Source organism: Berryella intestinalis (assembly GCF_000814825.1).
GTDB classification, from domain to species: domain Bacteria; phylum Actinomycetota; class Coriobacteriia; order Coriobacteriales; family Eggerthellaceae; genus Berryella; species Berryella intestinalis.
Map to the genome: position 1 here is coordinate 1,944,990 of NZ_CP009302.1, position 22,104 is coordinate 1,967,093.

The 22,104-nt window shown below is 59.8% G+C and carries 18 protein-coding genes and 1 tRNA gene; 3 read left to right on the plus strand and 16 right to left on the minus strand.

Annotated features, from left to right (window positions below; translation table 11 throughout):
• The first annotated feature begins 56 nt into the window (after positions 1-56).
• A complete protein-coding gene (locus tag JI75_RS08525; RefSeq protein WP_082019847.1) occupies positions 57-320 on the plus strand; it encodes a helix-turn-helix domain-containing protein in 264 nt (87 codons plus the stop codon).
• Here JI75_RS08525 and JI75_RS08530 read toward each other — a convergent pair.
• From JI75_RS08530 to JI75_RS08570, 7 genes are all read right to left on the minus strand, one after another.
• The gene (locus tag JI75_RS08530) at positions 317-2,005 is read right to left on the minus strand and encodes a phospho-sugar mutase (protein ID WP_039690155.1); all 1,689 of its coding nucleotides are present in this window, start codon (positions 2,003-2,005) and stop codon (positions 317-319) included. The two genes, JI75_RS08525 and JI75_RS08530, sit on opposite strands and share 4 nt — an antisense overlap.
• A 10-nt stretch (positions 2,006-2,015) precedes the next feature.
• The gene (locus JI75_RS08535) at positions 2,016-2,675 is read right to left on the minus strand and encodes an HAD family hydrolase (protein ID WP_039690156.1); all 660 of its coding nucleotides are present in this window, start codon (positions 2,673-2,675) and stop codon (positions 2,016-2,018) included.
• A 58-nt stretch (positions 2,676-2,733) separates the two neighbouring features.
• Positions 2,734-2,807: transfer RNA gene (locus JI75_RS08540), tRNA-Gly, on the minus strand.
• A 205-nt stretch (positions 2,808-3,012) separates the two neighbouring features.
• Positions 3,013-4,704: an ATP-binding protein gene (locus tag JI75_RS08545; RefSeq protein WP_205911726.1), complete on the minus strand. Its 1,692-nt coding sequence runs from the start codon at positions 4,702-4,704 to the stop codon at positions 3,013-3,015.
• 425 nt (positions 4,705-5,129) lie between these two features.
• Positions 5,130-8,450: a hypothetical protein gene (locus JI75_RS08555; protein ID WP_144299301.1), complete on the minus strand. Its 3,321-nt coding sequence runs from the start codon at positions 8,448-8,450 to the stop codon at positions 5,130-5,132.
• Positions 8,451-8,509: 59 nt separating this feature from the next.
• A complete protein-coding gene (locus tag JI75_RS08560; protein WP_039690159.1) occupies positions 8,510-9,424 on the minus strand; it encodes a hypothetical protein in 915 nt (304 codons plus the stop codon).
• A 447-nt stretch (positions 9,425-9,871) separates the two neighbouring features.
• A complete protein-coding gene (locus JI75_RS08570; RefSeq protein ID WP_039690161.1) occupies positions 9,872-12,940 on the minus strand; it encodes a helicase C-terminal domain-containing protein in 3,069 nt (1,022 codons plus the stop codon).
• A 150-nt stretch (positions 12,941-13,090) separates the two neighbouring features.
• Here JI75_RS08570 and JI75_RS08575 point away from each other — a divergent pair, with 150 nt between their 5' ends.
• Positions 13,091-13,726 carry a hypothetical protein gene (locus JI75_RS08575; RefSeq protein WP_240993176.1) on the plus strand — a complete coding sequence of 212 codons (636 nt, stop codon included), beginning with the start codon at positions 13,091-13,093 and terminating at the stop codon, positions 13,724-13,726.
• Between the two features lie 51 nt (positions 13,727-13,777).
• Here the strand turns inward: JI75_RS08575 and JI75_RS08580 are convergent, their stop codons facing one another.
• Positions 13,778-14,716: a D-alanine--D-alanine ligase family protein gene (locus JI75_RS08580; RefSeq protein WP_039690162.1), complete on the minus strand. Its 939-nt coding sequence runs from the start codon at positions 14,714-14,716 to the stop codon at positions 13,778-13,780.
• Between the two features lie 129 nt (positions 14,717-14,845).
• On the opposite strand from JI75_RS08580, the gene rlmN reads away from it, so the two are divergent.
• Entirely contained in the window at positions 14,846-15,877 is a 1,032-nt protein-coding gene (gene rlmN / locus JI75_RS08585; protein ID WP_039690896.1) for a dual-specificity RNA methyltransferase RlmN, read from the plus strand.
• An 88-nt stretch (positions 15,878-15,965) separates the two neighbouring features.
• On the opposite strand, the gene JI75_RS08590 is transcribed toward rlmN, so the two are convergent.
• From JI75_RS08590 to rpmH, 8 genes are all read right to left on the minus strand, one after another.
• Positions 15,966-17,075: a ParB/RepB/Spo0J family partition protein gene (locus tag JI75_RS08590; protein WP_082019848.1), complete on the minus strand. Its 1,110-nt coding sequence runs from the start codon at positions 17,073-17,075 to the stop codon at positions 15,966-15,968.
• Complete coding sequence (locus tag JI75_RS08595) at positions 17,068-18,081, minus strand: ParA family protein (RefSeq protein ID WP_420804802.1); 1,014 nt, start codon at positions 18,079-18,081, stop codon at positions 17,068-17,070. The genes JI75_RS08590 and JI75_RS08595 overlap by 8 nt, the downstream gene beginning before the upstream one ends.
• Before the next feature lie 102 nt (positions 18,082-18,183).
• A complete protein-coding gene (gene rsmG / locus JI75_RS08600; protein ID WP_240993177.1) occupies positions 18,184-18,855 on the minus strand; it encodes a 16S rRNA (guanine(527)-N(7))-methyltransferase RsmG in 672 nt (223 codons plus the stop codon).
• A 164-nt stretch (positions 18,856-19,019) separates the two neighbouring features.
• Positions 19,020-19,574 (minus strand): Jag family protein, encoded by a 555-nt coding sequence (locus JI75_RS08605; protein WP_039690163.1) that lies wholly within the window; start codon positions 19,572-19,574, stop codon positions 19,020-19,022.
• A gap of 65 nt (positions 19,575-19,639) precedes the next feature.
• Positions 19,640-20,410: a YidC/Oxa1 family membrane protein insertase gene (locus tag JI75_RS08610; RefSeq protein WP_039690164.1), complete on the minus strand. Its 771-nt coding sequence runs from the start codon at positions 20,408-20,410 to the stop codon at positions 19,640-19,642.
• Positions 20,411-20,422: 12 nt separating this feature from the next.
• Positions 20,423-20,692 (minus strand): membrane protein insertion efficiency factor YidD, encoded by a 270-nt coding sequence (yidD, locus tag JI75_RS09025; protein ID WP_420804803.1) that lies wholly within the window; start codon positions 20,690-20,692, stop codon positions 20,423-20,425.
• Entirely contained in the window at positions 20,692-21,030 is a 339-nt protein-coding gene (gene rnpA, locus JI75_RS09030) for a ribonuclease P protein component (protein WP_082019849.1), read from the minus strand. The genes yidD and rnpA overlap by 1 nt, the downstream gene beginning before the upstream one ends.
• A gap of 13 nt (positions 21,031-21,043) precedes the next feature.
• On the minus strand, positions 21,044-21,178 hold the full coding sequence (rpmH, locus tag JI75_RS09035) for a 50S ribosomal protein L34 (protein WP_082019850.1): 135 nt from the start codon (positions 21,176-21,178) through the stop codon (positions 21,044-21,046).
• Between the last annotated feature and the right edge of the window lie 926 nt (positions 21,179-22,104).

The following is a 22,104-nucleotide window of genomic DNA, read 5'->3' on the forward strand; positions in this document are numbered from 1 at the left end:
ACACAGTGTAATCGCTGGATTACATCGATGTGTAACGGCGAAGTTACGCTAGCCTCATGGATTACCGCATCGACACGCCCTTCGCTCACACGCCCGAACCCCCTGCTGGGGAACTCGGCGCCGCTTTGGGATACAACGTCAGGCGCCTGCGGACAGAACAGCACCTCACCAAGCAGACGTTCGCAATGATGGTGGGCATCGGCAGGCCCTTCCTCGACAAGATAGAAAGCGGCGAGGCGGATCCGAGGCTTTCCCTCGTCATCCGCCTCGCCGATGCGCTTTCGGTAACTCCCGAAGACCTCCTGGCCCTCAGCCTCTAGCAGAACCTGTCGACGAAGCCGCGCACATCGTCGCCCAGCTCGGAAACCACCGCATCGGCAGCCGAGGCGCTTGGCCCGCTCGCGAACAGATATGCCTTCACCTTCGGCTCGGTTCCGCTGGGCCTGAACACCACCTTGTGCCCGCCCTCCACGATGAATTCCACCACGTTCGCGGGCGGCAGGCCCTTTTCTCCGGGCTGGTAATCGACCCTCTCGGCCACGATGCGGCCCGCAAGGCAGGTAGGGGGATCGTTTCGCAGGCAGGCCATGAGGTCGGCCATGCTGGCCGCCCCGTCCGCGCCCGGGAACGAGAACGACAGCGTCTTGTTGCGGAAATACCCGTGCTCTTCGTAGAGCGCGCACATGGCTTGCGCGAGGTTCATCCCCCGCGCTTTGTAGTACCGCGCCATCTGGCAGATCAGCATCGAGGCGTCCACGGCGTCTTTGTCGCGCACGTACGTGCCGTTCAGGTACCCGTAGCTCTCCTCGAATCCGAAGAGGAAGCGCCCCTCTTCGCCGCAGGCCTCGAGTTCGCCGATGATCTCGCCGATGTACTTGAACCCGGTCAGCACGCGCCGAACCGAAAACCCGTACTTCCCCGCAAGCGCGTCCACCATGGTGGACGACACGATCGTGGTCACGGCGATTCTCCCATCGAGGGCGCCGCCCTCCTCCACCGCGCGGCGGGCCAGGTAGTCGAGAAGCAGCACGCCCATCTCGTTGCCGGTGAGCAGGACGTATTCGCCCTCATCCTTCACCGCCACGCCCACGCGGTCGGCGTCGGGGTCGGTTGCCAGCAGCAAGTCGGGCCGCACCTGCTCGCACAGGTCGATGCCTTTTTGCAGAGCGGCGCGCTCTTCGGGGTTCGGGTACTCGCACGTGGGGAAGTTGCCGTTCGGCTCGCCCTGTTCGGGTACGACGACCACGTCGGTCACGCCGATGCGGTCGAGGATGCGCTCGACGCACTCGCGGCCGCATCCGCACAGCGGCGTGTACACCACCTTGAGGTCGGCCTCCGATCCGGGGTCGATGCCCGCGGCGGCCACGGCATCGATGTACCGATCGAGCGTGTCCTCGCCGATCCATCGGATAAGGCCGGCTTCCACCCCTTCGTCGAACGAGACGGTCTTCACCCCGGAGAAGGGATCGACCTTCGCGATAACGGAGGAGATGTCGGAAGCGGCTTCGCTGGTGATCTGGCAACCGTCGGGGCCGTACACCTTGTAGCCGTTATACGGCGCGGGATTGTGCGAAGCCGTCATGCAGATTCCGCCCGAACAGCCCAGGTCGCGCACCGCGAACGAAAGGGCCGGGGTGGGCTCGATGCGGGGGTACACATGCGCCGTCACGCCGTTTGCCGCCAGAACCGCGGCCGCGTGGCGCACGAACAGCTCGCCTTTGTTGCGGCTGTCGCGGGCGATGGCCACCGAAGGCTGCTCGAAATGGGCATTGAGGTAGTCGGCCAAACCCTGCGTGGCGCGACCCACCGTGTAGAGGTTCATGCGGTTCGTGCCCGCACCGATCACGCCCCGCAGGCCCGCGGTTCCGAACTCGAGATCCTTGAAGAACGCGTCGGCGATGGCGGCATCGTCGCCGGCGTCCCTCATAGAGCGCAGCTCGGCCGCAAGGGCCGCATCCTCGACGCGGTCGATCCACAAATCAAGCTTCTCGCGATAATCCGGCATGTCAGCCCTCCTAGTTCTGAGCCCAAACAAGCAGGTCGCGCGGATGATCGACGATCACCCGGGCGCCGCCTTCGATCAAGGTCGCACGCGACTGATAACCCCATGATACGCCGAGCGGCGCCGCATGCGCGCGCACCGCCACCTCCATGTCGGTTCCCGAGTCGCCCACATATCCCACCTCTGACGGATCGCAACCCAGCTGGACGATGGTTTTCTCCAGCCCGGTCGGATCGGGTTTGCGCGGATAGTCCGTGCATTCGCCGTGCACCTCGTCGAACACGCCGGGGAAATGCGCGGCTATGACCTCCCGCGTGCCTGCGTCGAACTTGTTCGACAGCACCGCGAGGCGGCACCCGCGGCCCTTCAACTCGCGCAGGAGCTCGGGTACGCCCTCGTACGGCTTGGTGTTCGCATGCCCCAAAGAGGGAAACAGCTCCCTCCAGGTGGCAACCACCGCATCGACCTCGGCATCGGAACATTCGGCCGGAAGGGCGCGGCGTATGAGCATGGCAGCGCCCTTCCCCACGAAACCGCAGATAGCTTCGGTGCTGTGCGTGGGATACCCGTGTCGGGAAAGCGTTTCGTTGGTAAGGACGACCAGGTCGGGAAGCGTATCGAGCAGCGTTCCATCCAGATCGAAGACGAACCCCTTAAGATTGCTGCGCTCCATGAAGCGGCTCCTTGCCCGTAATGAAAAAGCCGACCCTGGGAGGATCGGCTAGAATTCGTGGAGCGGGCGACGGGAATCGAACCCGCGTGGTCAGCTTGGGAAGCTGAAATTCTACCATTGAATCACGCCCGCAACTAAGCGAGTGACAGTATAGCGCATCGCACAGCCTTGTCACCGAAAATCCTCCCTAAGGCCATCCTTGGCTGCATCGCTTTCGAGATGGGTCTGTCGGTATTGCGGCTTCAAAGCGGGCATTCCGAATCCACCGCATTGTCGACTAGAAGGGATAAATCGCGACACTATCAGGATATGTCCTGATAGTGTCGCGGAAATTGATCTACCAGGCGACCTCGTAATGAGCTCCGGGGCCACGCCCGACAGATACGAGCTCTCCGGCATCGACGAGCTTCGAAAGCTCGCGGTACGCCTGTTTCGTATGCAGATGCAAAAGCTGCTCGACATCGCGCCTCTTGATTGTCCCGCCCTGCTGGTGCGCAAGCTTCATTATGAGTTCCGGGTATCTGATTTTGTCGATGTCGGATTGGCGCACGAAGTCGGCGTCCTTGCCGGACCGCGAGTATACCCTGCCGCTGAGCATATAGGCGCGACCGCTGGCGTTCCCTACTCCTTCGACGAGACCCGCCTCGACAAGGTTCTCGACAGTGGAGCGCGTCACGGAGTCGGTTGCATGGATTTGGGAGCACAGATCGGTGAGCATTAGCCTCCTCTGCCGTTTCAGGGCATCCAGGACAAGGAGCGATCTAAGGGAAAGCGGCCTCCCCGTTCTCTCACGCTCTTCGTTGATCATCCGCATGAACAGCTTATCGGGGGCGCTTCTTGCGATGAACACCGTGACGTTGGCAGATGTCGAAGCGGAATAATCCGGAAGCGGCCGCCCGCAATAGAGCGATCCTTCGTAAATCCTGTCAACGCCACGCCCCGTTTTCTCCGCGAGTCCGATCCTCTTCAAGGCTCCCATCAGGCACTCGTTCCGTCCATGAGGTTCGACGGTCAGCAGGTTGTCGATGGTGACGCCCTCCACAAATCCTCCAGGGTTCGATATCGTGAGCCCCTCGTCGTCAACAAGGACGCGCACCCTACCCAAGGAGGCATAATCCCTGTGGCCGAAGGCGTTCACAAGAGCCTCTCTGAACGCCCTGTGGTCGAATTCGGGCACAGGTTGCCTGAACAGACCCTCCTCGTATTCCCGCTCGGGATTCCACGGCTCAAGCATTGCTCTCATCTTTTCGATCGTGTAGAGCAGAGGCTGGTCGAAGTCCTGATTGACCCGCACCTCCGTCCCCTCGAGAACCTGGAACGCAGCTCCCGAGGTGGGCACGCAGCGGGCAATGGCCTCGCACTTCCCCGCGAGAAGGATTCCGGTGACCGTAGGGACCTTCCTGCCGTCCACCATCGTCACCATGCGAAGCGCGCTCAGCATCTCGTCATCAGGCAGTTCGAGGAGAGCCTGGTCTCCGTTGTTCCGGCTTCGCGAGAGAATGTCCCTCAAACGAGCCAGTTCCTCTCTGCTAAAGTCATCCATGTCCGCGTCCGGTAAGGGAAGCGACGAGTAATCGAGCTGCCCGATGGTCGAAAGGCGCGTGATTATCTCGTACGGGTACATCGGGACGCTTTCCGGGGACCCGTCTGCTTTGATTAGCCTCCGTAGAATCTTCCCGTCCTTCGAGGCAACGATTGCCGTGGACTTCGGCACCTCGAGGGCCATGACCTGCACACCCTCCTCGTTCGGCGATCCATCCTCGGAAAGCCGTAGCATGGTGACCCGCGCGGGGACGGGAGGCATCGTCTTGTTTGATATGAGGGCCGAAAGCCCCGTGGCATCAGCATGTGTTTCATGGATTCCGGTAGGCGTGCCGTCGTCCTCGACGCCGAGGTACACGACGCCTCCGTCGGTGTTGCTAAGAGCGACCACGGCGTCAATGAGCTCGCCGTCCGGCAATCTCCTCAGATCGCTCTTGAATTCGCAGCTGAGGTCTTCTTTTTGGGGAATTTCGCGCAGGCCGGCCATAAACGCCCTCCGATGAGAGGATGGTAATGTCCCAATATAGGACATTATCGGGACATGTCCCGATAATTATAAGACTTGTCCTGTTGTCATGAAGATCTTCATCCAATACATACTTTGAAGCAGCTGATACCGAAGGAGGGCGGCTCGAGCTCGCCGAGAACGACCTCATAGCACTGCGATTCGTAGCATCGGGCGTGACGGCCGTGCTTGGCAGCGTGCCGTACGATAGGTTCGTTCCAGCCGTGCCCGACTTTCTGAAAGGCCCGCTCGGCCGCGGCATCGTCGAGGAGCTGCAATCCTTGGGGAAATAACTCCGCCCACACAATAAGAAGGGTCCGATTCCAACGGAACCGGACCCTTCGGTGTGCTTCTCGTCATCTCGCCGCGAACGATCGGAACACGGCGGTTACGTTCGCGGAAGAGGGCTAGATGCTCTTGACCAGCTCCACGATGAAGTCGGTGTTCTCCGACAACACGTCCTCAGACACGTTCTCGATCACGTCTTCGCTGGTAGCCGACAGCGCGACTTCCTCCGCCTCGACGCCCACCAGGTGCATTCCCTGCAGGCCTCGGCGGGAGGCCACGGTTACCGCCGACTCGTTCCAAGGCAGCGAAACCGAGTCTATCTTCTTGCCCGTGACCCGCGAAGCCTTCTGGATGTAGCGCTTCATGCGCGAAGAGGGCTTCACCTTGCGGATGGTCCCCTCTTCCTGGACGAGCGCCAGCTTGCCCGCCGCGATCGAGTCGATGTCGATGATGATGGACCCGCGCAGCTCCGAAGCGTACTTGTCTAGAAACGCGCGCATACCGTCGCGCCGCCCGATCTCGGAGCCCAAGGCGACGAACCAGATCTCGGTCGTGAAATCAGGGTTGTTGAAGTGGTAGATCTGGCTGATCTCTTCGTTCAGCTCGGCAGCCACCTCGGGAAGCGGCGCCGACACCGGCTCTTTGACGGCCTCGTCCTCCGCTGCATCCTCGACCTTGGATTTCGTATCGACCCGGCCAAGCTGCACGCGCGAGAACGCGCCGCCGTTCCACTTCCTCGTATTCCAGGACCTATTCGGTTCGATCTCGCTGTAAGGGGCGTCGGGCTCGAGCGCGGAATCGTCCACGAGCAGATAGCCGCCATCCTCGGTGTACGCCTCGGGTGCAGACGCCACTCCATTGCTGACCTGGGTAGGCTTCTTAGCGGCAGGAACCGAAGGATCGTCGGCGTCGGCCTTGCGGGCACGAGGCTTCGAATCGTAGCCTTCCGACTCGTTGCGGAAGCTCTCCCATCCTCCGCGCGCACGGCCGGTCTCGCGGGCATCGAAATCCTCTTCGACGTCGAGCCATTCCTGGGGAGTCTCCTTCAGATCCTCTTTCTTGCTCGAGAAGCCCAGGCGATCCATAAAGCGCTGGAAGCGGCTCTTGGGCATCTCGACGTAACCCGGTCCGGCGGGAGCTCCCGAATCGGTGAAGTTCTCCTCGATGCCCGAGTCGTCGGCGTCGTCAACGTAGATCTCCTCCGGGGACGCGCCCTCGAGCAGCTCTTCCCCTACCGGCGTGATGGATCCCGTCGCGCCCGCGACGAACGACCCGACCGTGGAAACCGGCGAGGCTTCATCGGTGTTCACGCGCGTGATGGTGCCGGAGACGGACGGGAGAACCGTGCGCATCCCGCGAATCACACCCGATTTGGAGGGATGCTCCGCTGCGATGGCGGCGGGGTCGATCACGGGCACTCGGTCCAGACCGCGCGCGACCGCCGAGGCGGGAGGCTGGTCGGCGAGGGGGGCGGGCTGCTTGCTGGGCTCGACCGCATCGGCGGCCGGCGTCGCTACCTGGGGAAGCTCGATAGCGGGCGAAACAGGCGTGATAACCGGCTTCGCGTCCACAAGCGACTCGGATGCGGGGATATCCAGATCGGTCACATCGATCCTGCCGGTAAGCTCGGCGCTGCCTTCGGGCCAGTTCTTCATGAACCCCGGTTCGGGGACGTTGCTTTCGAAGGCTCCTTCGGTGAGGTTCTCGTCGGGAGGAAGGATGGGTTCCGACGCCTTCTTCTGCTCGATGAGGCTGGCGAACTCCGCGGACAGGGCCTCGCGATCGACGGGGGCCTCCTCGCCCAGCAGCTTGGGCGAGAAATAGCTCTCGGTGCTGATGACCTCGGCCGGAACATCCTCTACCACTGCGTTTCCGCCCTCCGGAGCCGCGGCTTCCCCAGACGAGTACAGCGCGTCCAGAGCCTCGGCGGAATCGGAGACGGATCGGGCCTCTTCGACAGATGCGGGCTGCTCCCCTTGCGCCATCATGACCGATTCAGCAGGCTGCGCATCGGAACCGGGCTCGTCGCCGGCCACCTCGTCGGCTTCGATGGTGTGCCAAGCGCTTTCGGTGGAGCTCGCCTCGAGGGCGGATCCTTCGGAGGCGGCACCCTCGGATGCGGCTGAAGCGTCAAGCGCGGCCTGGGCCTCCCGTTGGGCCAAAGCCTCCTCCCCGGCATCCGCATAGCGAGAGCGGAGGGACTCGTCCACCTCGGAATCGGACTTGCGGGCTTTCTGTTGCGCCGCGACGAACCAGGCGGGGACCGACGCATCGGTCGCGGGTTCTGCGGAAACGACCGGGGGCTCTGCAGCGACAACGGCCGCTTCCCCATCGACGGGAGCGACCTCCGACACTGACGGCTCCTCGACCGAGGCGCACTCATCGGTGATCGCGACCGGAGCGGCTTCGGCGGAAGGTTCCGGAGACGGAGCGCTCGAGGCGGCGCGCTCGTCCTGCGGGGTCCACACCGCGCCGGGGGCGCCCGTGAAAGCGGCGAGGGCGGCCTTCGCGGCGCTCAAGGGACTGTCGTCGGAAGCGCCTGCCGAAACGGAAGCGGAAGGTGCGGATCGGCGTGCGGGCTCGTCTGCAACACCCGCGACCTGTGCCGAATCGGAAACGGGGGCTTCGTAGACGACTTCGGTCTCATCGTCGATCAGACCCTGCTCGCGAGCGGCGTCGTACCCCTGGATGCGGGCATCCGAACCGTTGGAGCCGCCTCCGCCCACGCGGCGGGCGACTTCGAGCAGGGCCGCGACACCACTGGCGTTGTCGTTCGCACCTTCGCTGAAAGGCGCCATGCGGGCGATCACCGTTCGCGCGACGAGAACGACGCAGCCGACGAGGGCCACGACGAGAAGGAGGTTGAAGAACACGGCGCCCGGCCCCTGGGGGGCGATAAGCTGGCGCAGCAGCGTCAGAACCGGGACGGCGACGACGGCACCAGAGCAGATCTGCGGCATCGGAGCGGGGATGTTCTCGACGAAGCGCAGGTAGGCCGGACGGACGCGCCCCGAATCGTAGTGCGCGACCAGGATGATCTTGCGACTGCGGCGCGGCAGCCCCTCCTGCTGGTCGGGAGCATACTTGGCCACGACGTTCTGCGATACCCCTTTGCCCAGCTGACTGGACAGGTACGGACGATCAAGGCTCTCCAGCGCGAACACCGCGGCCGCGATGATCGTGACGATCAGCACGCCGATAGACAGCGCGGGCAGGGCGATGCCCAGGATGGTCGCCACGATGATGAGGGCGGCGCACACGCCGCGAACGAAACTCGATTCGATGGAAGTCGAGAAATCGTCGATCACTGCGGCGAAACCCGACTCCTTCTGCATCTGATCGGCAATGTAGAGAGCGGCCTGCTGCTCTTCCTCAGTACCCGCCGGTCGAGGTCCAACCTCCTGAGAGAGGTACTGCACGTTATCCAAAAGTTGAGCCATCAGTATGCCTTTCATCTCATATGCGCTGTTCGACGCGCATACTCGCATGAAAGTATAAACTATTTGGATTGCGCGCCCAAATAATCGCGAAGGTCTGCGTCCGATTGCGTAGCTTCTGCACGAGCGGCTTGGTAGCCTTCGATCTCGCTGAGGGACTGGGTTTTCACGAAATCAAGAATCACCTGGTCAACTGACGAAGGCAGATTCTTTGCGAGGCGCGATGCCTTCTCGTCGGCCTCGGTGTACAGATCGTTCTGCTCGACGGCTTCATCCTTGTTCCGCTCGATGAGGGCGGCGTCGGCGGCGTCGGCATAGCCCAGGGCCTCCAAACGGGCTTTGACGTAATCGATATAGGGATCGAGCTTGATCCCGGGAACGGCGGCGGCGACCGAGGAAAAACCGTCGAGCGCGTCGTTGAAGCGCTCCGTTGCGCGCTCTCCCCTCTCGCGCACGTCCTTTATCTCGTCGACCGACGCGGCTTTCGAGGACAGGGCAGCCGCCTCGCGCGCGAGGGTGTCTCCTTCCTGCAGGTTCGACCAGGCAGAGCGCAGGCGCTTCAAAGGATCCTGCGCGGCGGCGGCCTTCTCCATGACCCGCTCTGCCGCGCCGATCATCCCCGTGCGGGCATCGACGTTGCGCTGAGCGGCGTCCATCGAAGCGGACACCTCTTTCGGCAGCCGCCGAGAAGAGAGCTGGCGAAGCAGCGCGGCGGCCTCGTCGAGGGATTCTCTCGCCTCCGATATATCGGATTGCGCTGCAGACCACGTTCCTTTCTCGACCGCCTTCACCGGATCTTCCGTGAACGGGTCGAGGGCTGCAAGCGTCGCGTCGGTCTCCCCTATCTTTTCCAATACCTGCGAAAACATCGCTTCGCTGCTTTTGTCCTCTTTCACATAGGTGTACCCCACGTATCCGCCGGCAGCGATGGCCGCGACGGCGAGAACGGCCAACGCAGCCCGAGCGGCACGCTTCATGGTGCGGCGACGTTTCCTGCGCTCCACTTCCAGAACCGCCTGACCCTGGAAGTCCTGCGCGCTTGCAGCAGGAGAAGGGGCCTTCGTTTCCGACGGTGCCGCGACGCGCTTCGCCCGAAGGGTGCTGCGGTCCTTCCGAAGCTTGCGGGAGGGCTTTGCGGAACGGGCGGGCTCGGAGTTTCGACCGGCCGGCTCGAAGGGCTCCGATTTCTGCTCGGCCTTGGTTCGGGATGTTTCACGTGAAACATCCCCTCGGCCGCCAAAGGAGAGCGAAATCTGCGGGACTCCCCCCGAAAGGCGAAGGAGCTTCTGCTTCGCTCCGGGCTTCTTCCCATCCAGAGACTGCCGCGCTGCGTCCAGCACGTCGAACGATATCTCGTTGGAAGTTCCCTCTGTATTTCGCTTGATATGGGCAGCACGAACGTGCTTCGGCGGCGTCGACATAGACTAGCGTCCGTTCATGGCCGCGAGGGACGCAACAATCTCGCTGGTGGGACAGATGCGCACGGTCTTGCTCTGGAGGGAGTTCAGAACGGTCTTCCCGTAGCTCTTGGTAACCAGGCGCTTGTCGGCCAGGATGACGACGCCGGTATCGTCCGACTTCCGTATGAGGCGGCCCGCCGCCTGCTTCGTTTCGATAACGGCCTGCGGAAGGGTGTATTTGAACCACGCGCGGTCATCGCGCGAGGCGCGTTCGCATGAAAGCGGATCAGTCGGGCGAGAGAACGGCAACTTCGGAATGACGACGCCTCTTAACGTCGATCCGGGAGCATCGAATCCCTGCCAAAACGACTTCAGCGCGAACAGGGACAAGCTCTCGTCGGCTATGAAGTCGTCGCGCAGGGCTTTTGAGGAAACTCCCCACTTCTGGCAGATGAGGCGCAGGTCCTCCCGCTTCATGAGCGGCCACACTTCGTCGAAGCAGCGCTCCATCTCGCGGCGGTTCGTGAACAGCGTGAGCATCGAGCCCCCCTGGGCGAGGTGCACGCCGACAAGCAGCTTCTGCAAAGCTGCCAGGTACGACGGGGCGTTCGGTTCGGGCATATCGCTCGCAACGTAAACGATCATGTTGTTGTCGAAGTCGAAGCTCGAATCGACCTGAAGCTCGCGCGCGAAAGACGATTCGTCCTCGTTCAAGCCAACCGCTCGGGAAAACGCCTCGAACCGCCCGTCGACCGACAGGGTCGCCGAAGCGTAGACCACGGACTGCGTGCGGCTGTAGAAGGCGTCGCGCATCATGGACCCCACCTCGAGCGGCATCGCACCGAGCGAGTCTCCGAGGCGGTCCTTCTTCCGCAGCAGGCTCGCCTGGAACACGAACGATTCCGGCTGCTTGCTGAAGATCAGGTCGCACGCCTCGATAAGCTCCTTCAGCTCGATGGCGGTCGAGGCGATCTCGCGCTGAGGCTCTGCCGCGGCGTCGATCCCCTCGAGGAACGCCACCAGGTCTTGGCAGCGGCGCACGAGCTTCTCGGCAGCTTCGACCATGACAAGGGCGTGGCTTTTCAGACCCGCGAACACCGAGCTGCGGCGCACCTCGCCGTTCAGCCATAGGTCGACGCTTTCGTACGACCGTCCGGTTTTCTGGGTGTCGAAGTACAGGAGGTCCTTCACATGAAGGCAGTACTCCTCGGCCGCGCGCGCGAACGCGTCTCCCGCCTCCTGGGCCTTGTTCGAAAGGCCGTAGAACAAAGCGCCGCTTTCCTCGACGTCTCCCGACACCCTCTTCTCGGCGCGGGCGAAAATCGTCCGCGAGCTTCCGGAGGGGGCGACGCGGCCGCACAGACGCGACAACGCATCGGAATCAACCTTCTTGGTGAACGCCCGCCGGGCTTCGGCCTCGATACCGTGTGCCTCGTCGACGACCCAGCACGCCGCACGGGGCAGGAGCCCGCCATCGGCCGCCAAATCGCAGCACAGCAGCGCATGGTTGGTCACCACGATGTTGCAGCGCTCGGCGCGCCGACGGGCGCCGTGGCCGAAGCAGAGGCTGCCGAAATAGGGGCATTTCCTGCGGAGGCAGTCGTTGCTCGTAGTAGTGATGGCCCAGCGCGGAAGCAGGCGATAGTCGATTTTGAGCGCATCGAGATCGCTGAACTCGCTCTGCTCGATGTACGAAAGCAGCGCGGCGAGGGCAGGAGCCTGGTTTTGCTGCCTACCCGCAACTTCGCGCGTCGAAGGGCCGTCTGCGGCGATCTTCTCGATCTTGCGCAGGCAGGGGTAGTGGGAAATGCCCTTCAGCGCCGCATAGCTCAACTCGGGAAGATCGGGAGCCTCCTGCTGCAACGCGCGGGACAAAGCGGGCAGCTCGGAAAAAACCAGCTGGTCGAGCAGGGCATTCGTGTTAGTCGCGACCCCGATGGCCACACCGCTGCGAAGGGATGTGAGTGCAGAGGGAACCAGGTAGGCCATCGACTTCCCAACGCCCGTGCCCGCTTCGACCACGAGGTTGTTCGACCTTTCGAATGCCGAGCGCACCGCTTCGGCCATCTCCAACTGCTCGGGCCGAGGATCGTAGCTGCCGTATATCCGACCGAGCAACCCTTCGGCACTGAAAGCCCGATCGATATCGGCTCGAGACGGAACGTCCAGCAAAGGCGTCTCGTCGTCGAGGACCGCCGCGCCCGACAAGCTGGACGGGCGGGCCACAAGGCAGGAGTTGACGCGCTGGCGACGCATTGATCTGAGCGAGAACAAGGGCGTTTTCGCCGCGCTTTCCGCCTTCTCCCCTTGGCATCCGGCCTCCCCCGTTTCGGCAGGCGTTTCCGCGGAATCGGCCAAGGGCGACCCGCTCGGCGCATGATGCAGCAGGTAGTCGAACACGACGACCGTCGGCCACTGATCCTTATCCGCCATCGTCGCGATCTCGGCTACCAAGGAGCGCGGCATCGAGCAAACGGCCGCCAACAGCACTCGGAACAAAGAGCACGTCGCCTCAACGTCGGCGTCGGCGCGGTGGGTCGAAAGCGGCGCGTCGAACGCCTTCACGAGGTCGATGAGCCGATGGGATTTCAGGCGCGGCAGGGCGATCCGGGAAAGGTCGAGGGAATCTATCCATTCGTTTTCGAGCAGCGCCTTGCCTGCGGGGTACTTCGTGGTGAACGTTCGATCGAACTCGGCGTTGTGCGCCACGATACGGGCATCCCCAACGAATTCGACCAGTTGTCTCATCACCTCGTCCGGTGCGGGAGCCTCGGCTACGTCGCTGTTGGAGATATGGGTGAGGTGCTCGATCTCCTCGGGAATGGGTTTGCCGGGATTCGCGAAGCTCACGAACCAGGACTCGATCTTCCCGTGGGACATACGTGCGGCGGCGACCTGGATCAACTCGTCGTGAGAAAACGACAGGCCCGTCGTCTCCGTGTCCAAAACGACGACGTTCTCATCAAGCGCACCGAAATCCAACCTGTCGGCCAAGTTCTTCAGCGAAGCGTATCGCTCGACGACGTCGTTCGGCGTGCCGTCGGTCACGTTTTTCTCGAGGTTTCCGCGCAGGCGGGGCGTTGTTGATTCCATGCGAACAGACTAGCAAATTACCGACCGCACGGCGGGTTCGGGCCGCCTCTTCCCCGCCGCGCCGCGAAAAAAGCGGAGTCCATGCGCCAAAAACGGCGGCGGCGAAGGCATGATACACTTGCGCCCACCAAAACGATCGGGAGGAACGCCGTGCGCTACGAAGGATACTATGCCCGCTTTGAAACGGCATCGAAGAAAGACGCCGCCATCCTTATCGGAGCGGACACCCTGGTGGGAGATACGTTCGAGATCGAGATCAGAAACGAGCGCGGAACGGCTGTCGCGTGGGTCAGAAACAGGTTCGGCGCCGAGATAGGGTTCTTCGATGCCGAGACGACCCGTAGGATCCAGCTCGCCCAGGCCCGGGGCGACATCATCAAGGCCATGCTCTCCTTCGTCGCTTATTCCGAAGAGCCTTCCCCGGGTTTGTACTGGGGCGAAATGGCGGTGATGTCGTATCCCGCCTCCCAGAAAGAGCATTTCGACGCCTTCTCCCGCCTGGTGTCGAAGCGGCTCCAGGAAGGATCGCGACCCGATATCGCATTGTCCGAGCAAGGGGAGGCCAACGTCGTCGAACACGAGGGCGACTGGCTCCCTACGGCGACGGTTCCCCTCCCGAAAACCAGGTCGGGCATGGTGATCATGAAAAGCAAGCGCCGGTTCTCCGAGAAGATGATCGAACAGGGACGCGCCGGGAACAAAGGCTGCTATATCGTGGGCTGGGCCTTCATCCTCGTACTCGTCGCTGGGGCGATCTGGCTTTTCAAGCAGTTCGGAGCGTTCTGATCCCACATCGGGAAGAAACCCCCGACCTTAGCCGGCCTTCATAGCAAGCGATCAGCGGCGCCCCTCGAGCGCCAGCTCCACCAACTTCGAGCACAGCCGGGGAAAGTCCAACCCGACGGCGCGCGCGGCGTCGGGAAGCAGGGACGTGCTGGTCATACCGGGGATCGTATTGGTTTCCAGCAGCCAGATATCCCCCTCCGCATCCCGGATCATATCCGTGCGGGAAACCCCGCGGCAGCCGAGGACCTTATGAGCATCGATGGCGAGCTGCTGCACACGCGCCGTATCCCCATCGGAGAGCCGCGCCGGGCAGATATGCTGAGACCCACCTGGAGCGTATTTGGATTCGAAATCGTAGAACTCGTGCGAGGGGACGATCTCGATCACCGGCAGCGCCTCGACGTCTTCGTTTCCCAACACCGCGGCGGTCAGCTCGACGCCCTTGATGTACTTCTCCACCACGAGATGGTCGTCGATCGCGAACGCCTCCTCGATCCGAGGCTTGAGGTCGGCTTCCCGCTCGACTATGAAAACACCCAGGGCGCTCCCTTCGGTTGCGGGTTTCACCACGCAGGGCACGCCGAGCTTCTGCACGATTTCATCGATCGCGTACGATTTCCCGCGCTCGAGGTAGATAGACGGCGGGGTGGGCAGACCGGCTGCCTCGTACATGACCTTCGCTTTGGCCTTGTCCATGGAAAGCGCGCTGGACAGCACGCCCGAACCGGTATAGGGAATTCCGGCGTATTCCAGCAAACCCTGGACCGTGCCGTCTTCTCCCATTTTCCCGTGAAGGCAGAGGAACGCGACATCGAACTCCTCCGAGAAGAGCCTCATGATCTGAGCCTTCTCGGCCGTATCGATCATCGTGACCTGGTATCCCGCCTCGATGAGCGCCGCTTTGGATCCCTCCCCGGAAGCGATCGAGATCGAGCGCTCTCCGCTCGTACCCCCATACAAAAGAGCTACCTTGCAGTTTTCGGGATTCATTTCGGCTGCGCCGCCTTCCGGTAAGGTGTGATGCCTTGCAAGTATATCAAAGCAGGCCGAACAGGGAATTACTCCTTTTCCTTCTACGTGTTTCACGTGAAACACGTCCGCTCCCCTTATAATCTGATCATGGAAAACTCAGTCAAACAATTCTCCCTCCCCGATTTGGAGCAGATGCTCGTGCAGGTCGGGGTCCCGAAGTTCAGGACGATGCAGATCGCCTCGTGGCTGTACGTGAAACGCGCGCGGTCCTTCGACGAGATGACCAACCTGCCCTCCGCCCTGCGGCTCCAGCTCTCCCAAACCTACCCGTTCACCTTCCCCGAAATTGCGGACCTCCAAGTTTCCGGTGACGGAACGCGGAAGTACTTGCTGAAGCTGATGGACGGCACCTTGGTCGAAACGGTGGGGATACCTTCCGACGATAATCGGCTCACTGTGTGCTGCTCGAGCCAAGCGGGATGCGCGATGGGGTGTCTTTTCTGCGCGACGGGCAAACAGGGTTTGGTGCGAAACCTCCTTCCGGGAGAGATCGTCGACCAGATCAACGTCGTAGGCGAGGATTTCGGCCGCCGTGTATCGAACGTGGTGGTTATGGGACAGGGAGAACCGTTCGCCAATTATCGCAACCTCATGGGTGCGCTCCGCATCCTGAACCACGGGAAGCTGCTCGATATCGGCGCGCGGCACATCACCGTGTCGACATGCGGGATCATCCCCAGAATCGCCGATTTCGCTTCGGAAGACGAGCAGTTCACGCTTGCGGTATCGTTGCACAGCGCCGATCAGGGAACGCGCGACCTCATCATGCCGGAGCTATCGAGGTTCCCTCTGACCGACCTCAGGAAATCTCTCGGGGAGTATTCCGAACGAACCGGGCGGCGCGTCTCGCTCGAATACGCGCTTATCGAAGGGGTCAACGACAGCGCCCGGGAACTCGACTGCCTCGTGCGATTCTGCAAGGGGCTTTTATGCCATGTGAACCTCATCATGCTCAACCCCATCCCCGACTCCCCCTTCAGACCGGTCCCAAAGAAAAGCTTGAAGAAATGGCTCGATGAGTTGGAGCGCCACCGCGTCAACGCAACGGTAAGGCAGTCACGCGGGACCGATATCGACGGGGCGTGCGGACAGCTTGCGAACTCGATTTTAAAGCCCTAGTTTTCTTTTTTGGGCTCTTTATACGATCAATATCAAAACCGCCCGTTAGAATCGGTTCTAACGGGCGGTTTTTTTTCCAAGCGTAAAACTAAGCCGAGTGGGTGGAGCCGGAAAGCTCTTTGAACAACCTCTCCAGATCTTCCTCGTCCTTGAATTCGATCTCGATCTTGCTCTTCCCTTTGACGGTCTTCACGCGCACGTTGGTGTGAAGGGAGTTCCTCAGAGAGCGGGCTACCCGTTTGAACGACTTAGGAACCGCGACTCGCGTGCTGGCAGATGCTTCCTTCTTTCCAGACATAAGCCGCGCAAGGGCCTCGGTTTCCCGAACCGACAGCTTCTCGGCTACCAGCTTCTCGGTAAGCTTCCTGCGTCCCTCCTCGTCGGGAATGGAAAGGATGGCGCGAGCATGGCCTGCCGTGATCTTCTCTTCGAACAACAGCTGCTGCGCATCTTCGGGAAGCTCGAGAAGGCGCAGGGCGTTCGCAATGGTAGAGCGCCCCTTCGAGACGGCTTGGGCCACCTCGGACTGCGTCAAGCTCCCATGCTCCATCATACGGCGGTATCCGTACGCCTCCTCGATGGGGTTCAGGTCGCTTCGCTGGATGTTCTCGATCAGGGCGAGCTCGAGCGCCTTGTCGTCATCGGCCTCTTTAACGCGGATCGGCAGCTTCGAAGCGCCCAGCAACAACGATGCCTGATAACGACGTTCTCCTGCAATGATCTGGTATGTTCCATCGGCTATCGGACGTACCAGAACCGGCTGGAGCAAACCGTTCGCCTTGATGGACTCCGCAAGCTCTTCGAGCTCTTCCTTTTTGAAGTTCGTGCGCGGCTGGTCGGGGTTCGGAGCCACCTTCGAGATGTCCACCTCCAGGTCCGACCCTTCGGGTTCGGAGGCCTCCCTGCGCACGTGCACGGTCTCGAGAGGTTCTTCCTGTACCTGGATGCGCTCGATAACCGGCTTCTCGGATACCTCGCGAGCCGTCACGCTCTTTATGGTGATGCGGTCTTCGCTTAGGAAGTTCTCCTCGGGCACCTCGGGTGAAGGAGCGGCAACCGCCTGCTTTTCAGCCTGCTGATCATCCTTCCCATCGACTTCGACCCGCTGACGTCCCGGAACCTCGCTGGCTGCCTCGACGCTTGCTCCCCCCAGGAGGGAGTTCAGGCCCCTGCCGAGCCCACCTTTGTTCTTAGCCACGCTTCACCACTTCTTTCGCGAGATCGGAATACGACTGAGCACCTTTGCCAGCAGGATCGTACTGGGTTATGGGAATACCGTAGCTCGGGGCTTCGGAAAGCTTCACCGTGCGTGGAATAACCGTCTCGAACACCTGCTTACCGAAGAAATTCCTCACTTCGCTGGCTACCTGCTTCGCAAGCGTCGTACGTCCATCGTACATGGTGAGCAGGATTCCGTAGATATCCAAGGAGGGGTTGAGGCGGGATTTGACACGTTTCATCGAATCGAGAAGTTTTGTCACACCTTCCAACGCATAGAACTCGCATTGAATGGGGATGATGAGCTTATCGGCTGCAACCAGGGCATTGACGGTTAGCAATCCGAGCGAGGGAGGACAATCGATCAGGATGTAGTCGTATTTCCCGCGCAAACGGCCGACCGTGTCGCGCAGCCTGTTCTCGCGCGCCATCTCCGAGACCAGTTCGACCTCCGCTCCAGCCAGATTGATCGTCGCGGGAGCGAGGTCCAGGCCCTCGGTTATATCCGGAACGATGATGTCCTCGATCTGAACGTCGTTGAGAAGCACGTCGTAAATGCAGTGCGAAATCTCGGCCTTGTTGATTCCCAAACCGCTCGTCGCATTGCCTTGGGGGTCGAGGTCGATGAGCAGGACCTGCTTGCCCTGCTCGCCTAAAGCGGCCGCAAGGTTGACGGCCGTGGTCGATTTCCCCACGCCGCCTTTCTGGTTGATGATCGCGAAGATCTTGGTCTGGCCGATCACGTGCTTGACCGGCTTCTTGTCTCGGTACGACTTCAGCTCCTTGTACGCGACCTCTTCTTCAACGGAAGACACTTCGGTATCGACATCCGTCGGCCTCTCGACCACTTCCATGCGCTCGATAACCATACCCTCGTCGATCATGACTTCGCGTTCGGCCTCCTCGACCGGCTCGGTCGGGGTTTTTTCGGGTTCTTGGGGAGCTTCGGCCTTCTTGTTGAGCCTCAGACCATCGAATAGACCCACGGGATCTCCTTTCGTCATTCGATGCAAGTATAACGTGTTTCACGTGAAACACGCCTTTTATCACTCAGTTCACCTATAGCCGCTAAGAAATAACCAAGCAGCCTAGAGAGGCTTTTTTTGCGCGTAACTTACCGGACGGGGAAGTTTGATCCGGGGACGGGCCGTTTTCTCGAAAACCAGAATGGTCCTGAACGTTTCCCCGTCGCTGAGATACACCGACCGTTGGGAAACCAGCTTCATCCCCAGCATGTCCTGCACTTCCAGCGCATGATTGAACTCCCCGTCTGAAACCTGGGCCTTATAGCAAACCAAGCGGCCGCCCATCTTCAGAAGGGGGGACGAAAACTCGAGAAGGACCGATAGCTGGGCGAGAGCCCGAGCTGTGATAAGGGAGAAGGCCTTGGGATGCTCTAAAGCCATCTCTTCGATGCGGCCGGTATGCGTGGAGACCTGGTCCGCCAGGCCGAGTTCTTCGACGATACCGTCGAGGATAGCCGTCTTCTTTCTTCTCGTGTCCACCAATGTAGTTGGACGTCCCGTGGCGATGGCGATCGTGATGCCGGGGAAACCTCCCCCTGTACCGAGGTCGGCATACTTTCCCTCGGGAGCGGAAAGGCATTCATCCAAACCGACGAGAGAATCCTCGACATGAAGCAGCAATCCGTCTTCCAGAGAATCGATGCGCGTTAGATTCGTCGTCTTGTTCGCTTCGATAACCAACTCGAGATGGGACTGCATCAAAGCTGCCATATCTTCGGTTATACGGTTATCCATGTTCGATCCTCAAGAAACAATGACGGGCGATTGGGGAGTTGGGAGATAGGGATGGAGCCATCATACAAGAAAGGCCTTCTGATCCGAAGGCCTTTCGCGTACCCACATGTATTAATCGCCCCCGAGCTACGGAAACGAGGTCATCCGAGGCGAAGCGGGACTGTCTACCTCACCGGAAGGATGACGATATGCCTTGCCGGGCCCTCACCCTCGGAAGCAGTCCGAACCCTGTTGTCATCCCTCAGCGCAACATGAATGATACGGCGCTCGTACGGGCTCATAGGGCGAAGCTTCACGCTTCTGCCGTTCTGGGCGGCTTTCTTGGCAGATGACCGTGCCAAAGACTCCAGTTTCTGCCGCTGGCGGTTCTTGTAACCCTCGATATCGATGATCACAGGGAAGCGGAACCCGATCTGGCGCACCGTCAAAGCGGAAACGATGAACTGGAGAGCCTCGAGCGTCCTGCCGTGGCGGCCGATCAACACCGCAAGATCGTCACCCGTGATATCCAGGATCAGCTCCCCTTCGTCGCCATCGTATTCATCGATAGTGACTTCGCCAACATCGAAGTGCTTCAAAATCTGCTTCAACGATGCAATCGCGGTATCTGCAACATGGTCGAGTTCTTCGTCAGTCAGATCCATGCGCTCGGGCACGGATTCCTTTTCGAAACGGGGGGTTGCCTTTTCAACCAAGTCTTCTTGGGTTTCGTTTTCCATCGAATGCTCCTCTTGGTCAGCTCAAATCAGCGCTTCGCAAAATGTTTCACGTGAAACAGTACCATTTAACGCTTCTTGGTGGGGCGTTTTTTCTTCTCCTTGCGGATCACTTCGATAGCGACCGGCTCGTCTTCCTTCTCGGCTTCGAGACGCGCGTCGCGATCCTTCATGATCTTCATCGAAACCTGCTGCTGAGCGACGCCGATAAGCGAGGAAAGACCCCAGTACAGCAAAACGCCGGCCGGCGAGCTCCAACCGATCCAGAGCATGAACACCGTCATGAAAGCGGACATGACCAGCATCTGAGTACGCTGGGAGCTGTTCTTCTGATTCAGCTGCATCAGGACCATCGGGGCGAACGTCGCGCCTGCGAACACTACGAGAAGGATCGCGTAGGGGATGAACGGTCCGAAACCCTCGGACAGAGCAACAGAGGGGCTGGTGATCAGGTTCGGAACGAGATGGTAGAACGAGTAGTTCACATCGCCCAAGCGAGCGGACATCTCGTTGAGAACCTGGAACAGCGCGATGAAGATGGGCATCTGCAGGAACAAGGGCAGGCACCCCGTAAGCGGGTTGAATTTGGCCTCCGCATAGAGCTTCTGCATCTCTTCCTGCAAACGAGGCTGATCATCGGCGTATTTGGCCTGCAACTCCTGCAGCTTCGGCTGGATCTTCTGCATCTGGTAAGAAGACTTGGTCGAAGCGTGCGTGAGGGGAGAAATGATCACGCGGAGAATGAGCGTGACGATGAGGATCGCCATACCCCAGTCGCCCGCAATGGAGTAGAAGAAGTTGAGCAGATCGAAAACGAGGTTCTTAAACGCTTCCCACATAAACGTTGTTCCTTAACGGGATTTCGGAATATCCTCGGGTACCGGATCGTACCCATGAGGACCTCCAGGCCGGCATTTCAAAATACGTTGGGTCGTCAATCCGAGTGCCTTCCAGAATCCGAACCTCTTGAAAGCGATGATCCCATACTGCGAGCACGTCGGTTCAAAACGGCAGCAGCCGGGAAACAAAGGCGAGATCACGGTTCTATAGGCGACGATAAGAAAAATAGCAAGATTGGAAGGCAACCGCATAACGATATGTCCCAATCTTGCTATCAACATTAAACCTGTTCCGCCAAACGAGCTTTTTTCAGCACATCTCGGTAAGCAGCTCTCACCTCTTCGTACGAAGAAGCGGTTATACGGGTCTTCGCCAACAAAACGACATCGCAGTTGAAACCAGCAGGAGACTCGTCCAGCCTGATGCTGCGCAACCGCCGCTTCGCCTTGTTCCTCCATACCGCATTACCCGACTTCTTTCCCGCAATAAAAGCAACACGACCATCCAGGCCGTGCTGACTTTTTGTGCGCGAAGCTATAAGCGTGAAGTAAGGAGTGCTAAAACGTCTTCCTTGTTTGAACAGAGAAGAGATTTCTGCGCTGGATTTTATAGTATCCAACCCAGACTCGTTTCTAGACAGTGAGACGCTTACGACCCTTGGCGCGGCGGGCAGCGAGAACGCGGCGGCCGCCCTTAGTAGCCATGCGGGCACGGAAGCCGTGGCACTTAGCCCTTTTACGGGTGTTCGGTTGATAGGTGCGTTTCATTGACATTCCTTCCAATACTGACAAGAGCAACCCAGGTATTATACAGGCTTGCTCTGAAACGGCAAAGCGCCAGACAGCCGATTTCCCCGTACATCAGGGAATAAAGCTGAAAGGCCCCTTTGAGGCCCAGACAGGAAACAAGGCGAGCGCCCGCTTTCCAGACAAAAGCCCAGGGAAGCGAAATTATAGCTGTTCATAGCTTTCACATACACTATTTTTATCGGGCGCTGCCTTAAAATCCACGATTCATCTGCAAAAAAGCCGATAGACAACAAGCTGGGGCGAAGGCACCCCATATATGGTGTCGAGCGGTCATCAAAGGCACAATACAGGCGTGTTCAGAAACAGAGAGAAAAACCTCTCTGTGAAAAAACGGGTAAAGGTGTGATTCCGACAGCGTGAAAAAGCAGTCTTTAACAATTTGATTGTTGAAATAGTTGAAAACTTTCAATTTGTGCAAGTCAGTATGTGGAAAAGATAATGCACCAGAAAAGTCAATGCCAAATCTTCATTTTTTAAAATTAGCTTTTGATCAGCGATTACTGGAAGATGAAAAAGGAATGTTGCTCTGAACTGGCTTTTTAATACAAGCTGTTGGCCGACTCGACTTCTTTTTCATGTTTTCGCAGATGGCTTGGAACCTGTAGGAAAGGGCCGCTTCGCCCTTATGTTTAGAATTACCCCCTGTCACCAGGTATTGGAGATTATTCAACCTCTTTACCCCTTGGTTTCCTTTTTCCACTCTGGTTTTCCCTGTATTTCACTCTTTTCCACAAATGATGAATAAAGTGTTAAAAACTGTGAAATCTAGTGAAATGCCAAGGTGAATTTCCAACAGGGAACTTTCACCTAAGAAAAAGGGTGAATAAACGGAAACTTGTCGTATGGTGGAAAGAACTTTTTAACAAAGAAGCCGTTACAATGGG

Bases quoted from the DNA above. Each gene is read 5' to 3' on its own strand.
- rlmN (WP_039690896.1), top strand. From the start codon at position 14,846: ATGGAAAACTCAGTCAAACAATTCTCCCTCCCCGATTTGGAGCAGATG.
- yidD (WP_420804803.1), bottom strand. From the start codon at position 20,692: ATGTTGATAGCAAGATTGGGACATATCGTTATGCGGTTGCCTTCCAAT.
- JI75_RS08580 (WP_039690162.1), bottom strand. From the start codon at position 14,716: ATGAATCCCGAAAACTGCAAGGTAGCTCTTTTGTATGGGGGTACGAGC.
- JI75_RS08605 (WP_039690163.1), bottom strand. From the start codon at position 19,574: ATGGAAAACGAAACCCAAGAAGACTTGGTTGAAAAGGCAACCCCCCGT.
- rsmG (WP_240993177.1), bottom strand. From the start codon at position 18,855: ATGGATAACCGTATAACCGAAGATATGGCAGCTTTGATGCAGTCCCAT.
- JI75_RS08525 (WP_082019847.1), top strand. From the start codon at position 57: ATGGATTACCGCATCGACACGCCCTTCGCTCACACGCCCGAACCCCCT.
- JI75_RS08535 (WP_039690156.1), bottom strand. From the start codon at position 2,675: ATGGAGCGCAGCAATCTTAAGGGGTTCGTCTTCGATCTGGATGGAACG.
- rpmH (WP_082019850.1), bottom strand. From the start codon at position 21,178: ATGAAACGCACCTATCAACCGAACACCCGTAAAAGGGCTAAGTGCCAC.
- JI75_RS08610 (WP_039690164.1), bottom strand. From the start codon at position 20,410: ATGTGGGAAGCGTTTAAGAACCTCGTTTTCGATCTGCTCAACTTCTTC.
- JI75_RS08560 (WP_039690159.1), bottom strand. From the start codon at position 9,424: ATGAAGCGTGCCGCTCGGGCTGCGTTGGCCGTTCTCGCCGTCGCGGCC.
- JI75_RS08545 (WP_205911726.1), bottom strand. From the start codon at position 4,704: ATGGCCGGCCTGCGCGAAATTCCCCAAAAAGAAGACCTCAGCTGCGAA.
- JI75_RS08570 (WP_039690161.1), bottom strand. From the start codon at position 12,940: ATGGAATCAACAACGCCCCGCCTGCGCGGAAACCTCGAGAAAAACGTG.
- JI75_RS08555 (WP_144299301.1), bottom strand. From the start codon at position 8,450: ATGGCTCAACTTTTGGATAACGTGCAGTACCTCTCTCAGGAGGTTGGA.
- JI75_RS08530 (WP_039690155.1), bottom strand. From the start codon at position 2,005: ATGCCGGATTATCGCGAGAAGCTTGATTTGTGGATCGACCGCGTCGAG.